Source organism: Stenotrophomonas sp. 78350_Sma (assembly GCF_056482105.1).
In genome coordinates this window covers 229095-247839 of record NZ_CM151182.1, presented here as the reverse complement: position 1 = coordinate 247839, position 18745 = coordinate 229095, and the positions used below count along the sequence as shown (strand labels likewise).

17 protein-coding genes are annotated in these 18745 nt (G+C 67.2%); 6 read left to right on the top strand and 11 right to left on the bottom strand.

Annotated elements, in window-relative coordinates; all coding sequences use genetic code 11:
* The first annotated feature begins 10 nt into the window (after positions 1-10).
* Positions 11-922: a LysR family transcriptional regulator gene (locus ACZK4H_RS01040; protein ID WP_099551538.1), complete on the top strand. Its 912-nt coding sequence runs from the start codon at positions 11-13 to the stop codon at positions 920-922.
* An 18-nt stretch (positions 923-940) separates the two neighbouring features.
* On the opposite strand, the gene ACZK4H_RS01035 is transcribed toward ACZK4H_RS01040, so the two are convergent.
* The 3 genes from ACZK4H_RS01035 to ACZK4H_RS01025 form a co-directional block, all read right to left on the bottom strand.
* The gene (locus tag ACZK4H_RS01035) at positions 941-2041 is read right to left on the bottom strand and encodes an NADH:flavin oxidoreductase/NADH oxidase (protein ID WP_099551539.1); all 1101 of its coding nucleotides are present in this window, start codon (positions 2039-2041) and stop codon (positions 941-943) included.
* A 121-nt stretch (positions 2042-2162) separates the two neighbouring features.
* Positions 2163-2969 carry an NAD-dependent protein deacetylase gene (locus ACZK4H_RS01030; protein WP_099603873.1) on the bottom strand — a complete coding sequence of 269 codons (807 nt, stop codon included), beginning with the start codon at positions 2967-2969 and terminating at the stop codon, positions 2163-2165.
* Positions 2970-3025: 56 nt separating this feature from the next.
* Positions 3026-3427 (bottom strand): acyl-CoA thioesterase, encoded by a 402-nt coding sequence (locus tag ACZK4H_RS01025; protein WP_049435481.1) that lies wholly within the window; start codon positions 3425-3427, stop codon positions 3026-3028.
* A gap of 153 nt (positions 3428-3580) precedes the next feature.
* Here ACZK4H_RS01025 and ACZK4H_RS01020 point away from each other — a divergent pair, with 153 nt between their 5' ends.
* Positions 3581-4216: a LysE family translocator gene (locus tag ACZK4H_RS01020; RefSeq protein ID WP_099551541.1), complete on the top strand. Its 636-nt coding sequence runs from the start codon at positions 3581-3583 to the stop codon at positions 4214-4216.
* A gap of 39 nt (positions 4217-4255) precedes the next feature.
* Here ACZK4H_RS01020 and ACZK4H_RS01015 read toward each other — a convergent pair whose 3' ends face one another.
* From ACZK4H_RS01015 to ACZK4H_RS01005, 3 genes are all read right to left on the bottom strand, one after another.
* Entirely contained in the window at positions 4256-4582 is a 327-nt protein-coding gene (locus ACZK4H_RS01015; protein ID WP_241896737.1) for a hypothetical protein, read from the bottom strand.
* Positions 4583-4878: 296 nt separating this feature from the next.
* A complete protein-coding gene (locus ACZK4H_RS01010; RefSeq protein WP_004153683.1) occupies positions 4879-5898 on the bottom strand; it encodes a ribonucleotide-diphosphate reductase subunit beta in 1020 nt (339 codons plus the stop codon).
* Positions 5899-6025: 127 nt separating this feature from the next.
* Positions 6026-8428 (bottom strand): ribonucleoside-diphosphate reductase subunit alpha, encoded by a 2403-nt coding sequence (locus ACZK4H_RS01005; protein WP_032128210.1) that lies wholly within the window; start codon positions 8426-8428, stop codon positions 6026-6028.
* A gap of 552 nt (positions 8429-8980) precedes the next feature.
* Between ACZK4H_RS01005 and ACZK4H_RS01000 the strand changes: the two genes are divergently transcribed.
* Entirely contained in the window at positions 8981-9787 is an 807-nt protein-coding gene (locus tag ACZK4H_RS01000; protein ID WP_099551543.1) for a DUF2884 family protein, read from the top strand.
* A gap of 102 nt (positions 9788-9889) precedes the next feature.
* Here the strand turns inward: ACZK4H_RS01000 and zapE are convergent, their stop codons facing one another.
* Together zapE and ACZK4H_RS00990 are read right to left on the bottom strand one after the other, a co-directional pair.
* Positions 9890-10990 carry a cell division protein ZapE gene (gene zapE, locus ACZK4H_RS00995; protein ID WP_099551544.1) on the bottom strand — a complete coding sequence of 367 codons (1101 nt, stop codon included), beginning with the start codon at positions 10988-10990 and terminating at the stop codon, positions 9890-9892.
* Entirely contained in the window at positions 10987-11658 is a 672-nt protein-coding gene (locus ACZK4H_RS00990; RefSeq protein ID WP_099551545.1) for an alpha/beta hydrolase, read from the bottom strand. Before ACZK4H_RS00990 ends, zapE begins: the two co-directional genes overlap by 4 nt.
* Before the next feature lie 43 nt (positions 11659-11701).
* Between ACZK4H_RS00990 and ACZK4H_RS00985 the strand changes: the two genes are divergently transcribed.
* Positions 11702-12559 carry an EamA family transporter gene (locus ACZK4H_RS00985; protein ID WP_099551546.1) on the top strand — a complete coding sequence of 286 codons (858 nt, stop codon included), beginning with the start codon at positions 11702-11704 and terminating at the stop codon, positions 12557-12559.
* 308 nt (positions 12560-12867) lie between these two features.
* Here ACZK4H_RS00985 and ACZK4H_RS00980 read toward each other — a convergent pair whose 3' ends face one another.
* The 3 genes from ACZK4H_RS00980 to ACZK4H_RS00970 form a co-directional block, all read right to left on the bottom strand.
* Entirely contained in the window at positions 12868-14313 is a 1446-nt protein-coding gene (locus tag ACZK4H_RS00980) for an ExeM/NucH family extracellular endonuclease (RefSeq protein ID WP_099551547.1), read from the bottom strand.
* A gap of 136 nt (positions 14314-14449) precedes the next feature.
* The gene (locus tag ACZK4H_RS00975; RefSeq protein ID WP_005407662.1) at positions 14450-14968 is read right to left on the bottom strand and encodes a c-type cytochrome; all 519 of its coding nucleotides are present in this window, start codon (positions 14966-14968) and stop codon (positions 14450-14452) included.
* Between the two features lie 204 nt (positions 14969-15172).
* Positions 15173-15781 carry a TetR/AcrR family transcriptional regulator gene (locus ACZK4H_RS00970; RefSeq protein ID WP_099551548.1) on the bottom strand — a complete coding sequence of 203 codons (609 nt, stop codon included), beginning with the start codon at positions 15779-15781 and terminating at the stop codon, positions 15173-15175.
* A 159-nt stretch (positions 15782-15940) separates the two neighbouring features.
* On the opposite strand from ACZK4H_RS00970, the gene ACZK4H_RS00965 reads away from it, so the two are divergent.
* Positions 15941-17104, top strand: coding sequence for an isovaleryl-CoA dehydrogenase (locus ACZK4H_RS00965; RefSeq protein WP_099551549.1), 1164 nt, complete (start codon positions 15941-15943; stop codon positions 17102-17104).
* Positions 17105-17114: 10 nt separating this feature from the next.
* A complete protein-coding gene (locus ACZK4H_RS00960) occupies positions 17115-18725 on the top strand; it encodes a carboxyl transferase domain-containing protein (RefSeq protein ID WP_099551550.1) in 1611 nt (536 codons plus the stop codon).
* Positions 18726-18745 lie beyond the last annotated feature (20 nt).

The window sequence follows — 18745 nt, the reverse complement described above, 5'->3', positions numbered from 1 at the left end:
CTGGTCGGTCATGAACCTGTTGCAACTGATCCGCAGCTTCACCCGCACCGCAGAGACCGGCAGCATTGCCGCCGCGGCCCGCATCCTTGGCATCAGCGCCACCGCAGTCGGCCAGAACATCAACCGTCTGGAGGCCCATCTGGGCGTACGGTTGCTGAACCGAAGCACGCGCCAGCTGGCCCTCAGCGAGGCCGGTGCGCTGTACCTGGCCCAGGTGCGCCACATCGAAGCCGACCTGGCACGCGCGCAGGCCATGGTCACCGCCGGCGACATCGAACCGGCCGGGCCACTGCGCATCGCCAGCAGCAGCGCGTTCGGTCGCCACGTGCTTGCACCGTTGCTGCCGTCGCTGCAGCAGCGCTATCCACAACTGCAGCTGGAGCTTCGCCTGACCGACCGCGCCGTGCAGCACGGGCCGGAAGCGGTGGATGCCAGCATCCGCATCGGTGCGCAGCTGGAGGACGGCGTAGTCGCACGGCAGCTGGCGCGCGTGCCCTTCGTGTTCTGTGCCTCACCGGCCTACCTGACGGCACACGGTACCCCGCAGCAACCCTCCGACCTGGGCAGCCATCGTGGTCTGCTGCACCGCTTCCCCACCGATGGCCGACCATTGCGCTGGGGCCTGCTGAAGGACGGCCAGCGCGTGGACGCCGCGCTGCCACCGAGCATGGTCTGTGATGACATCGATGCGCTGGCGACGCTGGCGGCGGCCGGTGCCGGCATTACCCGGCTGGCCGCATTCGTGGCCGAGCCGTACCTGCGCGATGGCCGCCTGCAGGCGGTGTTCGGTGCCAACACCGCGTGGCGCCCGGAACCGATGGAGGTCTACTTCTGCGTCAGCGACCGCCGCGACTTCACCGCCAAGATCCGCGCGCTGTTCGAGCACCTGCAGGCCGGCATCACGCCGGCCTGGCGGGTGTAAGCCTCAGCGTGCCTTGAATCAGCGTGCCTTGAACACGCCACGCGCGTCGCGCGGCTCGCAGCGCAGGTACTGCGGCGCCGGTTCCACGCTGTCGCGCAATGCAGCAGCAGCGTGCCACGGCCAGCGCGGGTCGTAGAGGATGCCGCGTGCCAGCGCGACCGCATCGGCGTGGCGATGGCGCAGGATCGATTCGGCCTGCTCCGGTTCGGTGATCATGCCCACGGCGATGACCGGCATGCGCACCTTGGCCTTGATCGCCGCCGCGAACGGCACCTGGTAACCCGGACCGACGGTGATCTTCTGGCGCTCGTCCAGGCCACCGCTGGAAACGTGCAGGAAGTTGCAGCCGCGCGCATCCATCACCTGCGCCAGCGCTTCGCTCTGCACCAGATCCCAACCACCGTCGACCCAGTCGCTGGCGGAAATGCGCACGCCCACAGCGACCTTGTCGGACACTGCCGCACGCACGGCATCGAACACTTCCACCAGCAGACGCAGGCGGTTCGGCAACGAGCCACCGTAGCCGTCGGTGCGGCGGTTGCTCAGCGGCGACAGGAACTGGTGCAGCAGGTAACCGTGGGCCGCATGCAGCTCGATCAGCTCGAAGCCCAGGCGCTCGGCGCGCACGGCGCTGGCGGCGAAGGCAGCGACGACTTCGGCAATGCCGGCCTCATCCAGTTCCTGCGGCGCCGGATCGGCTGCGTGGAACGGCAGCGGCGACGGCGCCACGGTGGCCCAGCCACGCGCATCATCGGCCGGCAGCTGGCCGCCGCCATCCCACGGGCGCTTCACCGACGCCTTGCGACCGGCGTGGCCGAGCTGGATACCCAGCGGCATCGGCGACCAGCGGCGGACGGTGGCCAGTACCTGTGCCAGTGCCGCTTCGGTGCCGTCATCCCACAGGCCCAGGTCGGCCCAGCTGATGCGGCCACGCGGCTCGACCGCGGTGGCTTCCAGGATCAGCAGGCCGGCGCCGGACTGCGCCAGGTTGCCCAGGTGCATGGCATGCCAGTCGCTGGCGCGGCCGTCTTCGGCGGAGTACTGGCACATCGGCGCGATGACGATGCGGTTGGACAGGGTCAGGGGGCCGAACGAGATCGGCGAAAACAGCTGGCTCAAGACGGTGATGAACGACGAAGGGGGTGCGTATTGCACCGCCGCACGGCCTGCGAATCAACCGTCTGGATGGATCGCTGTTTCGCGGGGGCGGGTCACCGGTAGCGCCGGGCATGGCCCGGCGCTACCGGGTCGCAAAACCCGCCAACGCCTCGGCGCAGTCCCGCTCATCCTTGAACTGCAGCAGGTCGTCGGCGCGGGTGCGGCCACGGTTCAGCGCCGCCACCGGCAGTCCTGCCCTGGCCGCTGCCTGCACGAAGCGGAAGCCGGAATAGACCATCAGCGACGAGCCCACCACCAGCACGGCGTCTGCCTGCTGCAGGTGCCCATGCACCGCCTCCACGCGCTCCCGCGGCACGTTTTCACCGAAGAACACCACGTCCGGCTTCAGCAGGCCGCCACAGTACGGGCAACCGGGCACCACGAAGCTGGAGAAATCGGTCTCCAGATCGGCATCGCCGTCGGGGGCGATGCCAGCCTCCAGGGCATCCCAGCCGGGATTGGCGTCCAGCAGGCGCTGCTGGAAGTCCTCGCGGCCGCTACGGCGCTCGCAGCCCATGCAGCGCACCAGGTCCAGGCGGCCATGCAGGTCGATCACGTTGCGGCTGCCGGCGCGCTGGTGCAGGCCGTCCACGTTCTGGGTCAGCAGTACCTGCAGCTTGCCGCTGTTTTCCAGTGCGGCCAGGGCCTGGTGGGTACCATTGGGCCGTGCCAGGCCGAACCGCGGCCAGCCCAGCAGGCTGCGCGCCCAGTAGCGCTGGCGGGTGGCCGCTTCGCCCATGAACGCCTGGTAGGTCACCGGTGGCGTACGTTTCCACTGGCCGTCGGTATCGCGGTAATCGGGAATGCCCGAGGCGGTGCTGCAACCGGCACCGGTCAGCACGAACAGGCGCTGGGCGCGGTCGATGAAGTCGGTCAGCGGCAGGGTCATGGGTACCAGATGGGGGCGCATGCGCGCCCCGGCAAGCGCCGGTCCAGTCGGCCGGGTCAGGCCACCGGCAGGGGCGGCACTGCGATCGGATGGCCTTCCTCGTCCAGCGCGATCATCACGAAGTGGCCGCGGGTACACAGCTTGCGCTCGCCGCTGTGCAGGTCTTCGGCGACCAGCTCCACCTCGACCTTCATCGAGCTGCGGCCGACTTCGACGATGCGGCCGATGGTTTCCACCATCTGGCCGATGCGGATCGGCAGCTTGAAGTCGACCTGGTCGCTGCGCGCGGTCACCACGGTGCGGCGCGAGTAGCGCGCAGCGGCCAGGAAGGCGGCCTTGTCCATCCACGCCAGCGCCTGGCCACCGAACAGGGTGCCGAGGTGGTTGGTGTGGTTCGGGAAGACGATTTCGGCCATGCGCACTTCGGTGGGCGGCACGGTCTCGGGGATCGGGGTCATGGGGGTGCTTCGGTGTGTGGGGTCCGGTAATTTTATGCGACCGGCGTGACGGCCATCGGAACGCATGTGCAATGGCCACCTGGCAGCGGTGCCTGCGCAGGCACCGCCCGTGGCAGGCGCTACACTGCGCCACGCCCACCGCCAGGACCGCCCATGCCCGCCACTTCCGACCTTCTGGCTTTTGCACTGGTCTCGCTGGCCATGGTGATCACGCCCGGGCCGAACATGATCTACGTCATCTCGCGCTCGATCTGCCAGGGGCCCATGGCGGGGCTGATCTCGCTGGGCGGGGTGGCGCTGGGCTTCGTGTTCTACATGCTGTGTGCGGCGCTGGGCATTACCGCCCTGCTGATGACGGTACCGTTTGCCTACGACGCGCTGCGCATCGGCGGCGCGCTGTACCTGCTGTACCTGGCGTGGCAGGCGCTCAAGCCGGGTGGCCGTTCGCCGTTCGCGGTGCGCGACCTGCCGCAGGACAGCCCGCGCAAGCTGTTCACGATGGGCTTTCTGACCAATCTGCTGAACCCGAAGGTGGCCGTGATGTACCTGTCGCTGCTGCCGCAGTTCCTGCATCCCGACGGCGAAGGCAGTGTGCTGATGCAGTCGATCGTGCTGGGCTCCACCCAGATCCTGGTCAGCGTCAGCGTGAACGGCATGATCGCGCTGACTGCAGGCAGCATCGCCGGCTTCCTGGCTGCGCGCCCGACCTGGCAGGTGGTGCAGCGCTGGCTGATGGGCACGGTGCTGGCCGGGCTGGCGGTACGCATGGCGGTGGAAGGACGGCGCTGATCGCGGCGTGCCCTCCAGGCGATACGCCCAGCCCCGTGATCAGAACAGTTCGGCGTGGTAGAAGCTCGGTTGTGCCGACCAGGCCTTGATATCGCCACATTGCGGCACGCTGGTGTAGTACAGGCGGATGGGAATGGCGGAGACCTTCGCACTCATCAGCATGGCGTAGGTTGCCTTGCAGACCTCCGTCGGCATGCTGAAATCGCCTTTGCTGACGATGTTGCAGACCGCGTGGATGGGCGAGGCGGTGGTTGCCACGAACACCTTGCCGCTGGCATCGATGGAAACGTTGGCCACCTTGGAATCGCAGTTCGTGCCATGGGCCAGGGACGGACAGGCGACCAGGACGGCGAACAGTCCTCCCATCCATCCACGAAACACGGTCTTGCGGGTTGCTGTTCCAGGCACTGCAGTCTCCATTGCGACCTCCAGGGTCCATTCAATTCCACCACCATGGTGGGAACACGCGTACGGGAACGCGGCGCTGGGATTGTCCGCGCGTCATTCCTGCCGTGGCATCCCCTCTTCCTGTCCAGGCACGGCATGGGTACGACGTACCGCCGCCGCCGGAGTCCAGCGAGAATAGCCCATCTTGTTGATGCGCAACAAAAAACCCCGGCATTGGCCGGGGTTCTTCGTTGCGACAGGCCTGACCGGTCCGATCAGAAGTTCATGTCGAAGGCCACTTCGCCCTGCACGCCGACCTGGTAGGCCGAGACGCGGCGTTCGAAGAAGTTGGTCAGTTCCTGCACGTCCTGCAGTTCCATGAACGGCAGCGGGTTGCGCACGTTGTACTTCTTTTCCATGCCCAGCTTGGCGAAATGCTGGTCGGCGCAGTGCTGCAGGTACTGGCGCATGTCGCGGGTCGAGATACCGGCCACGCCGCCGGACAGCACGTCCTCGGCGAACTGCACTTCGCATTCGATGGCTTCGGCCAGCATGTCGTAGACCTGCTGCTTCATCTCTTCGTCGAACAGGTCCGGCTCTTCCTCGCGGACAACACGCACCGACTCGAACGCGAACTCCATGTGCGCGCTCTCGTCGCGGAACACCCAGTTGGTGCCCGAGGCCAGGCCCGGCAGCAGGCCGCGCGAACGGAAGTAGTACACGTAGGCGAAGGCCGCGAAGAAGAACAGGCCTTCGATGCAAGCGGCGAAGCAGATCTGGTTCAGCAGGAACTGGCGGCGCTCGGCACGGGTCTCGATGCGCTTCAGGTCCTGGATCGAGTCGATCCACTTGAAGCAGAAGTCGGCCTTCTTCTTGATCGAGTCGATGTTCTCCACCGCGGCGAAGGCTTTGACACGCTCTTCCGGGTCCGGCAGGTAGTTGTCGAGCAGGGTCAGGTAGAACTGCACGTGCAGCGCTTCTTCATACAGCTGGCGCGACAGGTACATGCGCGCTTCGGGCGCATTCAAGTGCTGGTACAGGTTCAGCACCAGGTTGTTGGACACGATCGAGTCGCCGGTGGCGAAGAACGCGACCAGGCGGTGGATCAGGTGGCGCTCACCCGGCGACATCTTGCTGTGCAGGTCGGTGATGTCGATCTGGAAGTTGATCTCTTCCACCGTCCAGGTGTTCTTGATCGCATTCCGGTACATGTCATAGAACTGCGGGTAGCGCATCGGGCGCAGGGTCAGTTCAAAACCGGGATCGAGCAGCATCTGCTTGGGCTTGTCGGCCATGGGTGTTTCCTTGAATTCCTGGGTGAGCCGCCGGGCATGGCCCGGCGCTACCGTGGGTGTTTTTTTGCAGCCGAGCATGGCTCGGCTCTACAGGTGCGAGGTGCCGGCGGGGCCGGCACAGCGCGTTTTACTGGCAGGCCTCGCAGGCTTCCGGGTTTTCCAGCGAGCAGGCGATGGCTTCGTCCGGGCTGAACACCTTGGCCGGGGCTGCGCTGCTCACCGTGGTCTTGGCGATCTTGGTGGCCGGGCGCGAACGCAGGTAGTAGGTGGTCTTGATGCCCTGCTTCCAGGCGTACATGTACATGGAAGACATCGCGCCGATGTTCGGGCTTTCCATGAACAGGTTGAGCGAGGCCGACTGGTCGATGAAGGCGCCACGCTCGGCGGCCATGTCGATCAGCGAACGCATCGGCAGTTCCCACGCGGTGCGGTAGACCTCGCGCAGCGTTTCCGGAATCTGCGCCACGCCGGCGATGGAACCTTCGGCCAGCTTGATGGCATCGCGCATGTCGGCGGTCCACAGGCCCAGCTTCTTCAGCTCGTTCACCAGGTAGCGGTTGACCTGCAGGAAGTCACCGGACAGGGTCTCGCGCTTGAACAGGTTGGACACCTGCGGCTCGACGCACTCGTAGCAACCGGCGATCGAGGCGATGGTCGCGGTCGGGGCGATCGCGATCATCAGCGAGTTGCGCAGGCCGTGTTCCTTGATGCGGGCGCGCAGGGCATCCCAGCGTGCGGTGTCTTCCGGCACCACGTTCCAGGCGTCGAACTGCAGTTCACCACCGGCGGCACGGGTGTCGTTGAACGACGGGTGCTTGCCACGTTCCTGGGCCAGCTCGCAGGAGGTTTCCAGCGCGTGGAAGTAGATCGCTTCGGCAATCTTCTTCGACAGGGCGCGGGCTTCGGCGCTGTCGAACGGCAGGCGCTTGCGGAAGAACACGTCCTGCAGGCCCATGCAGCCCAGGCCGACCGGACGCCAGCGCAGGTTGGCGCGGCGGGCGGTTTCGATCGGGTAGAAGTTCAGGTCGATGACGCGGTCGAGCTGGCGCACGGCCAGGCGCACGGTCTCGGCCAGCTTCTCGAAGTCGAACTCGTTGTGCTCGTCGAAGTGGTTGCCCAGGTTGATCGAACCCAGGTTGCACACGGCGGTTTCATCGTTGGAAGTGACTTCCAGGATTTCGGTGCACAGGTTGGACAGGTGGATCACGTTGCCCGGACGCAGGGTCTGGTTGCTGGCGCGGTTGCACTTGTCCTTGAAGGTCATCCAGCCGTTGCCGGTCTCGGCCAGCGTACGCATCATGCGGGCATACAGCTTGCGCGCGGAGATGGTGCGGTTGGCCTTGCCCTGGGCTTCGGCCTGCAGGTAGGCCTGCTCGAAGGCTTCGCCGAACAGGTCAGTGAACTCCGGCACGACGCGCGGATCGAACAGCGACCATTCCTGGTCGGCTTCGACGCGCTTCATGAACAGGTCCGGCACCCAGTTGGCCAGGTTCAGGTTGTGCGCGCGGCGGGCTTCGTCACCGGTGTTGTCACGCAGCTCGAGGAAGTCCTCGACGTCGGCGTGCCAGGTTTCCAGGTAGACGCAGGCCGCGCCCTTGCGCTTGCCGCCCTGGTTCACCGCGGCCACGGACGAATCCATGGTCTTCAGCCACGGCACGATGCCGTTGGAGTGGCCGTTGGTCGACTTGATCAGCGAACCACGCGAGCGCACGCGGGTGTAGCTGACGCCGATGCCGCCGGAGAACTTCGACAGCTGGGCGATATCGCCGTACTTGGAATAGATCGACTCCAGCGAGTCCTGCGGCGAGTCCAGCAGGAAGCACGAGGACAGCTGCTCGTGGGTGGTGCCGGAATTGAACAGGGTCGGGCTGGACGGCAGGTAGTCCAGGTTGCCCATGCGCTTGTACAGCGCCAGGGTCTCGGACACGTCCTCGCTCAGCGCGCTGGCGATGCGCAGGAAGAACTGCTGCGGGGTCTCGATCACCTTGCGGGTGTGCGGGTGGCGCAGCAGGTAACGGTCGTACAGGGTACGCAGGCCGAAGTAATCGAAGTTCAGGTCCAGCGAGATGTCGATGGCATCGTTGAGCTTGCGCGCGTTGGTCTGCACGAAGTTCAGCAGGCGGTCGTTGATCAGGCCGACTTCATGGCCACGGCTGACCGACTGCGAGAACGCGTAGATTTCCTGGCCCGAGACTTCCTTGGCGATGTAGTTGGCCAGCAGGCGCGCAGCCAGGCGGCCGTACTCGGGCTCTTCACCGATCAGCAGGGCGGCGGTGCGGATGGACAGTTCGTCCAGCTCGCGGGTGGTGGCGCCGTTGTACAGGCCGGAAATGGTGCGGGTGGCCACGCGCATCGGATCGACGGCGTGCAGGCCTTCGGAGGAACGCTGCACCGCGCGCACGATCTTGTTCAGGTCCACCAGTTCGGTCGTGCCATTGCGCTTGGTCACACTCATCGCGTTGGCCGTCGGCGGCGACGTCAACAGGAATTCGCTTTCCTTCTCGATGGTGGCGCTGGATTCGGTGGTCACGGCGTGTGTCCTCTTGGCGTGATTGGTGGGTGCTCGATGCATCGGGTGACGCAGCCCGGGACATGACAGCCCAGGATGGCAGGACGGCGTCGCAGGGGATGAGACCCTGCGCCTGCCACTGCCGTTGACGATCGCGGATGGGTACCCCGGGCACCCCCTGGAATTGGGGTTGCTGCGACCGACGGCCACAAGATAGTGGGGGTAATGGGGTCCGTCAACGCCAAATGTAGTGAAATTCGGCAATCCCTTGCGCCGCAAGGATCGTGCCATCGGCGCCCGGATCAGACGCTTCAGACCTGCCGGAACGGGCTGCGCAGTCAAGCCCGAAAGGCGTCATTGCGGTGGTACAACGCACCGCGAAAACGGAACAATGACAGCTTCACATGACAGTGATGAAACTGGCTAGGGACAACCCTGTGGATAGGTGGTGGGCAGCCGGCGGGAAAGCCGGTATGGCCGGTTGGATGCCATCGGGCAGTGACTTCCGGCCGGTGACGGCACCGTGCGGGCGCGGGATGCTGGGGCCCTGCACCGACCGGAAAGGATTCCACCATGCGCCCGCCCCTGCCCGCCTTGGCCCTGCTGGCCTGCCTGGCCACCGCCCCGGTGATGGCCGGCGACGCCCCGAAGCTGCGCTCGGACCAGTGCGGCATGCGCACCGACTACGACGTGCTGGTGGACAGCGGCGGCATCTGGCTGCGGCATGGCCCGCAGGCGCCGCACGAGGTGGTGTTCCACGATGGCGTGCTGAGCCTGGACGACACGGTCGTGCCGGTCAGCGAGGCCGACGCCGCCCGCCTGCGGCAGATGGAGGCGGGGGCGCGGCAGCTGATGCCGGCAGCCACGGCGTTGGCCCAGGAAGTGAGCGGGCTGAGCTTCGACGTGCTCGACGGGGTCTATGAGAGCCTCACCGGCACCGCCAACAGCCGCAAGGTCCGGCGCCTGCGCCGGCAGGCCGATGACTGGATCGGCGGCACGCTGGGCAAGGGCTACTGGGAACAGGCGGTGTTCGGGCCGGGCTTCGAGGCCAAGGTGCAGGACATGGCCGAGTCGCTGTCCGCATCCATCGCCCGCAGCATGCTGTGGCAGATGGTCACCGGCCGCAGCGAGGCGATGGAGGAGCGCGCCGACCGCCTGGACGCGCAGATGGAACAGCAGCTGGAAGGCCGCGCCGAGCGCATCGAGGCCCGCGCGCAGGCGCTGTGCCCGCTGGTGGCCGCCGTGGCCGAGGCCCACGACGCGCTCGAGGTCCGCTATCAGGGGCAGCCGCTGCGGCTGATCCAGCGCAGTGAGGGCGTGCAGGTGGCGGCCAGCGTGCGCGAGCAGCCGCAGGATGATGCGGTGGCGCCGAGTCGATAGGCCCGCCGCGCTGTTGTAGAGCCGAGCCCACGCTCGGCTGCCTTTCGGCACGTCATTCAGAAGCAGCCGAGCATGGGCTCGGCTCTACAACCAGCGGCCCCCTCACGCCCGGTGCGGGGTACCCAGGTACTCGGCGCTCTGCATCTCGATCAGGCGCGAGGCGGTGCGTTCGAATGCGCCTTGCAGGCGCTGGCCGGTGTACAGCTCGATCGGCGAGGTGCTGGCGGTGCAGACCAGGTTGACGTGGCGGTCGTACAGTTCGTCGATCAGGTTGACGAAGCGGCGCGCGGCATCCTCGTTCAAGCGGTCGAAGGCGGGGATGCCACCCAGCAGCACGGTGTTGAACTCGTGCGCGATCTCGATGTAGTCCGAGGGCCCGCGTGGGCCCTCGCACAGCGCGGCGAAGTCGAACCAGGCGATGCTCTTGCCGCGGCCGCGGACCGAGATCTTGCGGCCCTCGATCTCGATGTTGCCGGGCTTGGCCGGCTGGCCGCCGCTCAGCTCGTTCCAGCGGGTGGCCAGCCAGTCGTCACTGTCGGCCGCCAGCGGTGCGCGGTACACCGGCGAGCGGGTCAGCGCGCGCATCCGATAATCCTCGGTGCCCTCGGCGTACAGTTCGACGCAGAAGCGCTGCAGCAGGCCGATGGCCGGCAGGAAGCTCTCGCGCTGCAGGCCGTTGAGATACAGGTTCTCCACCGCGGTGTTGGAGGTGGTGACCAGGGTCACGCCTTCGGCGAACAGGCGCTCCAGCAGCCGCGCCAGCAGCATCGCATCGCCGATGTCGGTAACGAAGAATTCGTCCAGCACCAGCACGCGCAGGTTGCTGCGCCATTCCTGGGCGATCTTCGCCAGCGGGTCGCTCTGGCCCTGGTGCTCGCGCAGGCGCTCATGGACGCTGCGCATGAAGCGATGGAAATGGGTGCGGTACTTCTGCTTGATCGGCAGCCCGTCGTAGAACAGATCAACCAGGAAGGTCTTGCCGCGGCCGACGCCGCCCCAGAAGTACAGGCCCTTCACCGGCTCGGGCTTCTTCCAGAACGAGGACAGGCGGTCCAGCCAACCGTCCTCGGCACTGTCCAGCAGGCCCAGGTGGATGCGGTCCAGCTCGGCCAGCGCCGCATGCTGGGCCGGGTCGTTCTGCCAGTCGCCACGGGCAACCCCTTCCGCGTACCGCTGCGACGGGGTCAACTCGGTCGCACTCATGCCGCTGCGCCCAGCCAGTGCTTGACGCCGTGGGTCAGCGCGCCGCGCAGATCGATCAGCTTGCGGTGGAAGAAGTGGCTGGTCTCGGGCATGCGCACCAGCTCATGCGGGGCGTCCAGCGTGTCAAGCCACTGGTAGACGGCCTGCGGGTCGACGATCTCGTCCTGCTCGCCCTGGATCACCAGCCAGCGGGCCGGCGGTGCAATGCCATCGAAATCCCAGCGACCGGCCGGCGGCGCGATCGAGATCAGCGCTTCCGGCTGCAGTTCGCCGGCGGCCTTCAGCGACACGAACGAGCCGAAGCTGAAACCGGCCAGCCACAGGCGGTCGTCCGGACGCTGGCTGCGCACCCAGGCGGCGACGGCCTTCAGGTCATCCTGCTCGCCCACGCCGTGGTCGAACTCACCGGCCGAACCACCCACGCTGCGGAAGTTGAAGCGCACCGTGGTAATGCCCAGCTCGCGCAGGGTGGTGGCGGTCATGGTGACCACCTTGTTGTGCAGGGTGCCACCCTCGGTGGACAGCGGATGGCAGACGATGGCCACGATCGGCTGCACCGGCACATCGGCCTTGGGCAGGTCGACGACCACTTCCAGCGGGCCGGCCGGGCCGTCCAGTTCGAGGCAGGCGGTTTCGCCGGGGGCGACGGGGAACGAAGGCTTGTGCATGGCACCATGATACCGTCCCCTGCCCCTGCCCTGTGCCCGACCCATGCTCTACCTGTCTTTGGCCGTGATCTGCAGCGTGCTGGTTTCAGTATTGTTGAAGGTGGCCGGACGCCGCCAACTGGATGTTGCGCAGATGGTCACCTGGAACTATCTGGTGGCCGCAACGCTCACCGCCGTGGTACTGCAACCGCCACTGGACGCACTGCGCGCGCCGCATGCGCCGTGGCTGTCATTGCTGGCGCTGGCGGTGGTGCTGCCGTCGATCTTCCTGGTGCTGGGCCGCGCGGTGGCGGTGGCCGGCATCGTCCGCAGCGACGTGGCGCAGCGGCTGTCGCTGCTGCTGTCATTGGCCGCCGCCTTCCTGTTCTTCGGCCAGACCGCCACGCCATGGAAGCTGGCCGGGCTTGGCCTGGGCCTGCTGGCGATGGTAGCCATCAGCCTGCGCCCGCGCGGCCCGGCGGTGGCGTCCTCGCCCGGTGGCTGGGGCTGGCTGCTGGGCGTCTGGGCCGGGTTCGCGGTGGTCGACGTGCTGCTCAAGCAGGTGGCGCTGTCCGGCACGCCGTCGATGGCGGCGGTGCTGGCCAGCTTCAGCGTGGCCTTCGTGCTGATGCTGGCGCTGCAGCTATGGCGGCATTTCAGCGGCCGCAGCCGGCTGGCCTGGCGCAACCTCGGCGCGGGTGCGCTGCTGGGCCTGCTCAATGGCGGCAACATTCTTTTCTATGTGCATGCGCATCAGTCGATGCCGGAGAGCCCGGCCACCGTGTTCGCCGGCATGAACATCGGCGTGGTGGTGCTGGGTGCACTGGTGGGCGTGTTCGCCTTCGGCGAGGCCACCACGAAGTGGAACCGCGCCGGCCTGGCGCTGGCGGTGCTGGCGATCGGATTGATCGCCTGGGGGTGAGCGTTGGTTGCGGCGGGCCATTTCCGCGCCCGCGGTGGGATGTCACTTTTCTTTTCGCGCGAAAAGAAAAGTAACCAAAAGAAACGCGCCGCCAGCCGCGAGCCGGTGCTGTGCACCGGTACCCTGCGCTTCTCGATGAACCAGGGGACGGCGCCGAACTCGCTGCGCTCAGACATCGGCGCCTCTTCGCCCCTGATTCACCTGCGATGCTCGGCTCGCTTGAAGACGGACTGGAAGATCAAAAGCAACAGCAGGATCAGTGCCGCCCCAAGTGCACGCCACACCCCAGCGGATGCACAACCGCTGGGTTATTTGTCGAAGCCCAGCAACAGCGGGTCGTGGTCGGAGCTGCGCCACGGGCCCTGTACGTTGCGGCCCTGGTAGCCGCTGGCGTCCTGCTCGTCGGCATTGCTGTGCCATTCGGCGGCCCCGCGCAGGCGCTTGGCCATGCCCGGGCTCAGCAGTGCATGGTCGAGGCGGCCGGTGTAGCCGTTGTAGACGTAGCTGTAGGGATGCTCGACCTTGGCGACATTGAACGCGTCCTGCCAGCCCAGCTCATGCAGGGTGCGGATCGGGTCTTCCATCGCGTAGGCATTGAAATCGCCCAGCAGCACCGCGTCCTTGGCACCGGTACCAGTCGGGTCGGTCTGCAGCCAGGCGTGCAGCTGCTGCGCCGAGGTCACCCGGGTGGCGTTCCAGCAGCCCTGGTTGTCGTTGCGGTCGGCGTCGGCACCGGCCGCGTCGCGGCAGCCCTTCGACTTGAAATGATTGGCGACCACCACAAACGGTGCACCGTGCTTGCCCTGGAAGGCCTGCGCCAGCGGCACGCGGCTGTGCTCGACGAACGGGCCGCCGGTCAGCGTGGCCGGCGCGCCCACCGGCTGCAGTCGCGAGCTGCGGTAGATGATGCCGACCCGGATCGGGTTGTCGCCGGGGCCGTTGCCCGCGTCGACAAAGCGCCAGTCGCCCTGCGCGCCACGGTCGCGGTTGAGCGCATCGACCAGTTCGGCGATGGCCGACTGCGGGCCGTAGCCATCGTTCTCCAGTTCCATCAACGCGGCGACGTCGGCGCCCAGCGCGTTGACCGTGGTGACCAGCTTGGCCACCTGCGCCTTGTGCTCGTCCAGCGTGCGCGCGCCGCGCAGGGTCGGGAAGCCACCGCCCTGGCCGTCACCGTTGAAGAAATTCTCCAGGTTGAAGGCCGCCACGTGCAGGCTGCCCGGCACCGTCGGCACCGCCGGGCGCTTGAGTTCCGGCAGCTTCAGTGCGCCTTCGACCTGCAGCCGCGGACGGCCCTGTGCGTCCACGCGCACGATGCCCTCCACATTGCGCAGCTGCATCCCGGTACGCAGCACCGGGTTGGCCGGCAGGTACGGCACGCTGGCCGGATCGCGGGCATCACTGCCGTCGTCCAGCACCAGGCGGCGGCGCAGGTTGTCGGCCATCACCTGCTCGTAGCCGGCAGTACCCGGCGCGGCCACTTCGGTCGGCTGCCAAAGGCGGCCATCGAAGGCGACGGTAAGCTGGCCGAAGCGCTCCAGGCCGTCGGTACCGGCCAGGGTGAGCGGTGCGGCGATGCGCACACGCTGGCCATCCAGCGCGCGCCAGTCGGCCGGTGCGGCGGTCAGCACCACGGTGCCGCTGCTGCGCGCGGCGGAGGGCGACGCGACCGGTGCGGCCTGCGGCTGGGCCTGGGCAAAGGCGCCGGCCGGCAGCAGCAGGGACAGGGCAAGGGCGAGGGAACGGCGGCGCATCGACGGGCGACTCCATGGAAGAGGCGCACAGACTAACCCTGAAATGCGAAACCCCGCCTGCGCAGCGGGGGCATATGAGCGATCAGGCCTCGGTGGGCAAAGCCGGGTCGTGCCGGCCGCTGGCCGGCACGATCGTCTACTTCAGGTTGCCCAGCATCCAGTCCACGGTGGCGTGGATCTGCTCCTCGGTCAGCGCCGGGTTGCCGCCCTTGGGTGGCATGATGCCGCCGTCCGGGCCGGTGTAACCCTCGATGGCGTGCTTGTAGAGCGTGTCCTTGCCCTGCGCGATGCGCTTGTCCCAGTGCGAGTGGTCCAGCGTTGGCGCCATGCCCACACCCGTGGTGTGGCAGGCAGTGCACAGGTTGTCGAAGATGACCTTGCCGTCCTTGGTGCCGCCATAGGCCACCTGCGACGCCGCCTTGGCCAGCGCGGCGGCCTTGGCCGCTGCCTGCGCGGCGGCGCCGGTACTGCCGGCATAGACCGCACCGGTGGGCGAGATGCGCTGTTCGGTGCGCTTGGCCGCGGTCGGCGACACCTCGGGCGGAATCCGGGTGTGGATGTAGGCGGCAAGGAGGATGAGGCCGAGGGTGATGGTCGCCAGCAGCGCGATCACCATGGAGAAGCGTTTCAGGAACTCCAGATCGTAATTCCGCACTCTTCGTTACCCCTGGCTGATAGTCGTTGGACCACGGCTGAGCGACTGCGTGATGGGCCGAGTATAGAACGCGCCTTGCGTGCGACAACAGGCGTCACTGCTGGTGCGGCGCAACATGCCCGGGGATGGGGTCAGATCCCTTTTGCGCCGCAAAAGGGATCTGACCCCGGCAACAGAAGCCGGCCAGCGGCCGGCTCTACCGGATTACCGGGCGCCGATCGCGCGCAGGCAGAAGCTGCAGATCGCATCCACCAGCGCGTCTTCGTCGCGGTGCGCTTCGCGGCTGGGCGCGGTGGGGCCGACCATCGCTTCGGTGAAGGCACCGACCAGGCACGCGGCCGTGGCGTGCGCGTCCTGCGCCGGCAGTTCACCGGCGGCCACGCCCTCTTCCACCAGCCGCAGGAAGACATCCCCAAAGGCACGACGGCCACGCATGCGCTCGGCTTCCACATCCGGGTCGACCGGCTCAACGATGAAGGCATGGGCCAACCCCGGCCCAGCCAGCGCGCGGCGGACGAAGGCGGTGATCGCCAGCCGCAGACGCTCGCTGGCCACTTCCGGGCCACTGGCGATGCGCTCCATGATCGCGACCTCGTGGGCCACGGCGGCGTTGAGCACCTCCACGAACAGTTCGGCCTTGGACGGGAAGTGGCGGTAGATCAGGCCGGTGGACACCCCGGCCTGGGTCGCTACGGCCGTCACCGGGGCATTGCGCCAGCCGCCGGTGGCGACCAGCTCACGGGTGGCCAGCAGGATCCTTTCACGGGCCCCGGCCAGGCGTTCTTCCATCAATGCAGAGCGTTTATAGGCCATGTTCTGATTCTAGTTTCAATTTTTGAATTCGTATTCACTTCTTGCCCGAACCCCGCTACGCTGGGGCCATCGCCCGTACGGGTGGCGGTCCTGTACACCGCCGCCCGCTCCCCCGCCGGGTGCGTCCATTTCCTGCCATCCCGCCGTGGAGCCACCACAATGCACGTGCCATCCCTGAACTTCGATCTTGGCGAAGACATCGACCTGCTGCGCCAGAGCGTGGCCCATTTTGCCGCCGCCGAGGTCGCACCGCTGGCCGCCGAGGCCGATGCCACCAATCAGTTCCCGCTGGCCCTGTGGCCGAAGCTGGGCGAACAGGGCCTGCTCGGCCTCACCGTGGAAGAAGAATACGGCGGCACCGGCATGGGCTACCTGGCCCACGTGGTGGCGATGGAAGAGATCTCGCGTGCTTCCGGCGGCATCGGCCTGTCCTACGGCGCGCACTCCAACCTTTGCGTGAACCAGCTGCGCAAGAACGGCAACGAAGAACAGAAGCAGCGCTTCCTGCCGGGCCTGTGCAACGGCAGCCTGATCGGCGCACTGGCGATGAGCGAGCCGGGTGCCGGTTCGGACGTGGTGTCGATGAAGCTGCGCGCCGACAAGCGCGGTGACCGCTACGTGCTCAACGGCAACAAGATGTGGATCACCAACGGCCCGGACGCCGACGTGCTGGTGGTCTATGCCAAGACCGACATGGACGCTGGCGCCAAGGGCATCACCGCGTTCCTGGTCGAAAAGGGCATGAAGGGCTTTTCCACCGCGCAGAAGCTGGACAAGCTGGGCATGCGTTCCTCGCCCACCTGCGAGCTGGTGTTCCAGGACTGCGAAGTACCGGAAGAAAACGTGCTGGGCCAGATCGGTGGCGGCGTGCGCGTGCTGATGTCCGGCCTGGACTACGAGCGCGTGGTGCTCTCTGGTGGTCCGCTGGGCCTGATGGCCGCGGCGATGGACGTGGTGATGCCGTACGTGCACGAGCGCCACCAGTTCGGTGAAGCGATCGGCAGCTTCCAGCTGATCCAGGGCAAGATCGCCGACATGTACGTGGGCCTGGGCGCCTGCCGCGCCTATGTCTATGCCGTGGCGCGCGCCTGCGACCAGGGCCGCACCACCCGCCAGGACGCCGCCGGTGCCATCCTGTATGCCGCCGAGAAGGCCACCTGGCTGACCGGCCAGGCGATCCAGATCCTGGGCGGCAACGGCTACATCAACGAATACCCGACCGGCCGTTTGTGGCGCGACGCCAAGCTGTATGAAATCGGCGCCGGCACTTCGGAGATCCGCCGCATGCTGATCGGCCGTGAACTGTTCCAGCGCACCCTGTAAGGCCACCGCGATGACCGTCCTGAACAGCCAGCTGCAACCGGGCAGCGAAACGTTTGAAAGCAACCGCGCGGCCATGCAGGCCGTGGTCGACGACCTGCATGCCACCCTGGCGCGCACCGCGCTGGGTGGCAGCGAAGCCGCACGCGCCAAGCACACCGCACGCGGCAAGCTGCTGGTGCGCGACCGCATTGATGCCCTGCTCGACCCCGGCAGCGCCTTCCTGGAAATCGCGCCGCTGGCCGCGCATGGCATGTACGAAGACGCCGTGCCTGCCGCCGGCGTGGTGGCCGGCATCGGCCGCGTGAGCGGCGTGGAATGCGTGATCGTGGCCAACGACGCCACGGTCAAGGGCGGCACCTACTACCCGATGACGGTGAAGAAGCACCTGCGCGCGCAGGAGATCGCCGAGCAGAACCACCTGCCGTGCATCTACCTGGTCGATTCCGGTGGCGCGTTCCTGCCGCTGCAGGACGAGGTGTTCCCCGACCGCGACCATTTCGGCCGCATCTTCTTCAACCAGGCCAACCTGTCGGCGCAGGGCATTCCGCAGATCGCCTGCGTGATGGGCAGCTGCACCGCCGGTGGCGCCTACGTGCCGGCGATGAGCGACGAGACCGTGATCGTGCGCGAGCAGGGCACGATCTTCCTGGGCGGCCCACCGCTGGTGAAGGCGGCCACCGGCGAAGTGGTGACGGCCGAGGAACTGGGCGGTGCCGACGTGCACACGCGCATTTCCGGCGTGGCCGACCACATGGCCGACAACGACCTGCAGGCACTCGCACGGGTGCGTGCGATCATCGCCCAGCTCAACTGGCGCAAGCCGGAACCGGCGATGGCGATGCAGGCCAGCGAAGAACCGCTGCTGCCGGCGCATGAACTGTACGGGGTGATCCCGGCCGATACGCGCAAGCCCTACGACGTGCGCGAAGTGATCGCGCGACTGGTGGACGGTTCGCGTTTCGATGAATTCAAGCCGCGCTACGGCGCAACGCTGGTGACCGGCTTCGCGCATCTGAACGGCTACCCGATCGGCATCATCGCCAACAACGGCATCCTGTTCTCGGAGTCGGCGCTGAAGGGCGCGCACTTCATCGAGCTGTGCACCCAGCGCAACATCCCGCTGGTGTTCCTGCAGAACATCACCGGCTTCATGGTCGGCCGCAAGTACGAACAGGGCGGCATCGCCAAGGACGGGGCCAAACTGGTGATGGCCGTGGCCTGCGCCAAGGTGCCCAAGTTCACCGTGGTCATCGGCGGCTCGTTCGGCGCCGGCAACTACGGCATGTGCGGCCGTGCGTACTCGCCGAACTTCCTGTGGATGTGGCCGAACGCGCGCATCGGCGTGATGGGTGGCGAGCAGGCCGCCAGCGTGCTTGCCACGGTCAAGCGCGATGGCATCGAAGCCAAGGGCGGGCAGTGGCCGGCAGCGGAAGAAGATGCGTTCAAGGCGCCGATCCGCGAGCAGTTCGAACAACAGGGCCATCCCTACTACGCCAGCGCGCGCCTGTGGGACGACGGCGTGATCGATCCGGCCGACACCCGCCGCGTGCTCGCCCTGGCCCTGTCGGCCAGCCTCAACGCCGCCCCGCAGCAGACGCGCTTCGGCGTGTTCCGCATGTGACCCGTGCCATGACCGAGCAA

Coding starts and splice junctions, on each gene's coding strand:
- ACZK4H_RS01040 (WP_099551538.1), top strand. CDS start 11: ATGAACCTGTTGCAACTGATCCGCAGCTTCACCCGCACCGCAGAGACC.
- ACZK4H_RS00965 (WP_099551549.1), top strand. CDS start 15,941: ATGCACGTGCCATCCCTGAACTTCGATCTTGGCGAAGACATCGACCTG.
- ACZK4H_RS01025 (WP_049435481.1), bottom strand. CDS start 3,427: ATGACCCCGATCCCCGAGACCGTGCCGCCCACCGAAGTGCGCATGGCC.
- ACZK4H_RS00980 (WP_099551547.1), bottom strand. CDS start 14,313: ATGCGCCGCCGTTCCCTCGCCCTTGCCCTGTCCCTGCTGCTGCCGGCC.
- ACZK4H_RS01010 (WP_004153683.1), bottom strand. CDS start 5,898: ATGGCCGACAAGCCCAAGCAGATGCTGCTCGATCCCGGTTTTGAACTG.
- ACZK4H_RS00990 (WP_099551545.1), bottom strand. CDS start 11,658: ATGCACAAGCCTTCGTTCCCCGTCGCCCCCGGCGAAACCGCCTGCCTC.
- ACZK4H_RS00985 (WP_099551546.1), top strand. CDS start 11,702: ATGCTCTACCTGTCTTTGGCCGTGATCTGCAGCGTGCTGGTTTCAGTA.
- ACZK4H_RS01030 (WP_099603873.1), bottom strand. CDS start 2,969: ATGACCCTGCCGCTGACCGACTTCATCGACCGCGCCCAGCGCCTGTTC.
- ACZK4H_RS01020 (WP_099551541.1), top strand. CDS start 3,581: ATGCCCGCCACTTCCGACCTTCTGGCTTTTGCACTGGTCTCGCTGGCC.
- ACZK4H_RS00970 (WP_099551548.1), bottom strand. CDS start 15,781: ATGGCCTATAAACGCTCTGCATTGATGGAAGAACGCCTGGCCGGGGCC.
- ACZK4H_RS00960 (WP_099551550.1), top strand. CDS start 17,115: ATGACCGTCCTGAACAGCCAGCTGCAACCGGGCAGCGAAACGTTTGAA.
- ACZK4H_RS01000 (WP_099551543.1), top strand. CDS start 8,981: ATGCGCCCGCCCCTGCCCGCCTTGGCCCTGCTGGCCTGCCTGGCCACC.
- zapE (WP_099551544.1), bottom strand. CDS start 10,990: ATGAGTGCGACCGAGTTGACCCCGTCGCAGCGGTACGCGGAAGGGGTT.
- ACZK4H_RS01015 (WP_241896737.1), bottom strand. CDS start 4,582: ATGGGAGGACTGTTCGCCGTCCTGGTCGCCTGTCCGTCCCTGGCCCAT.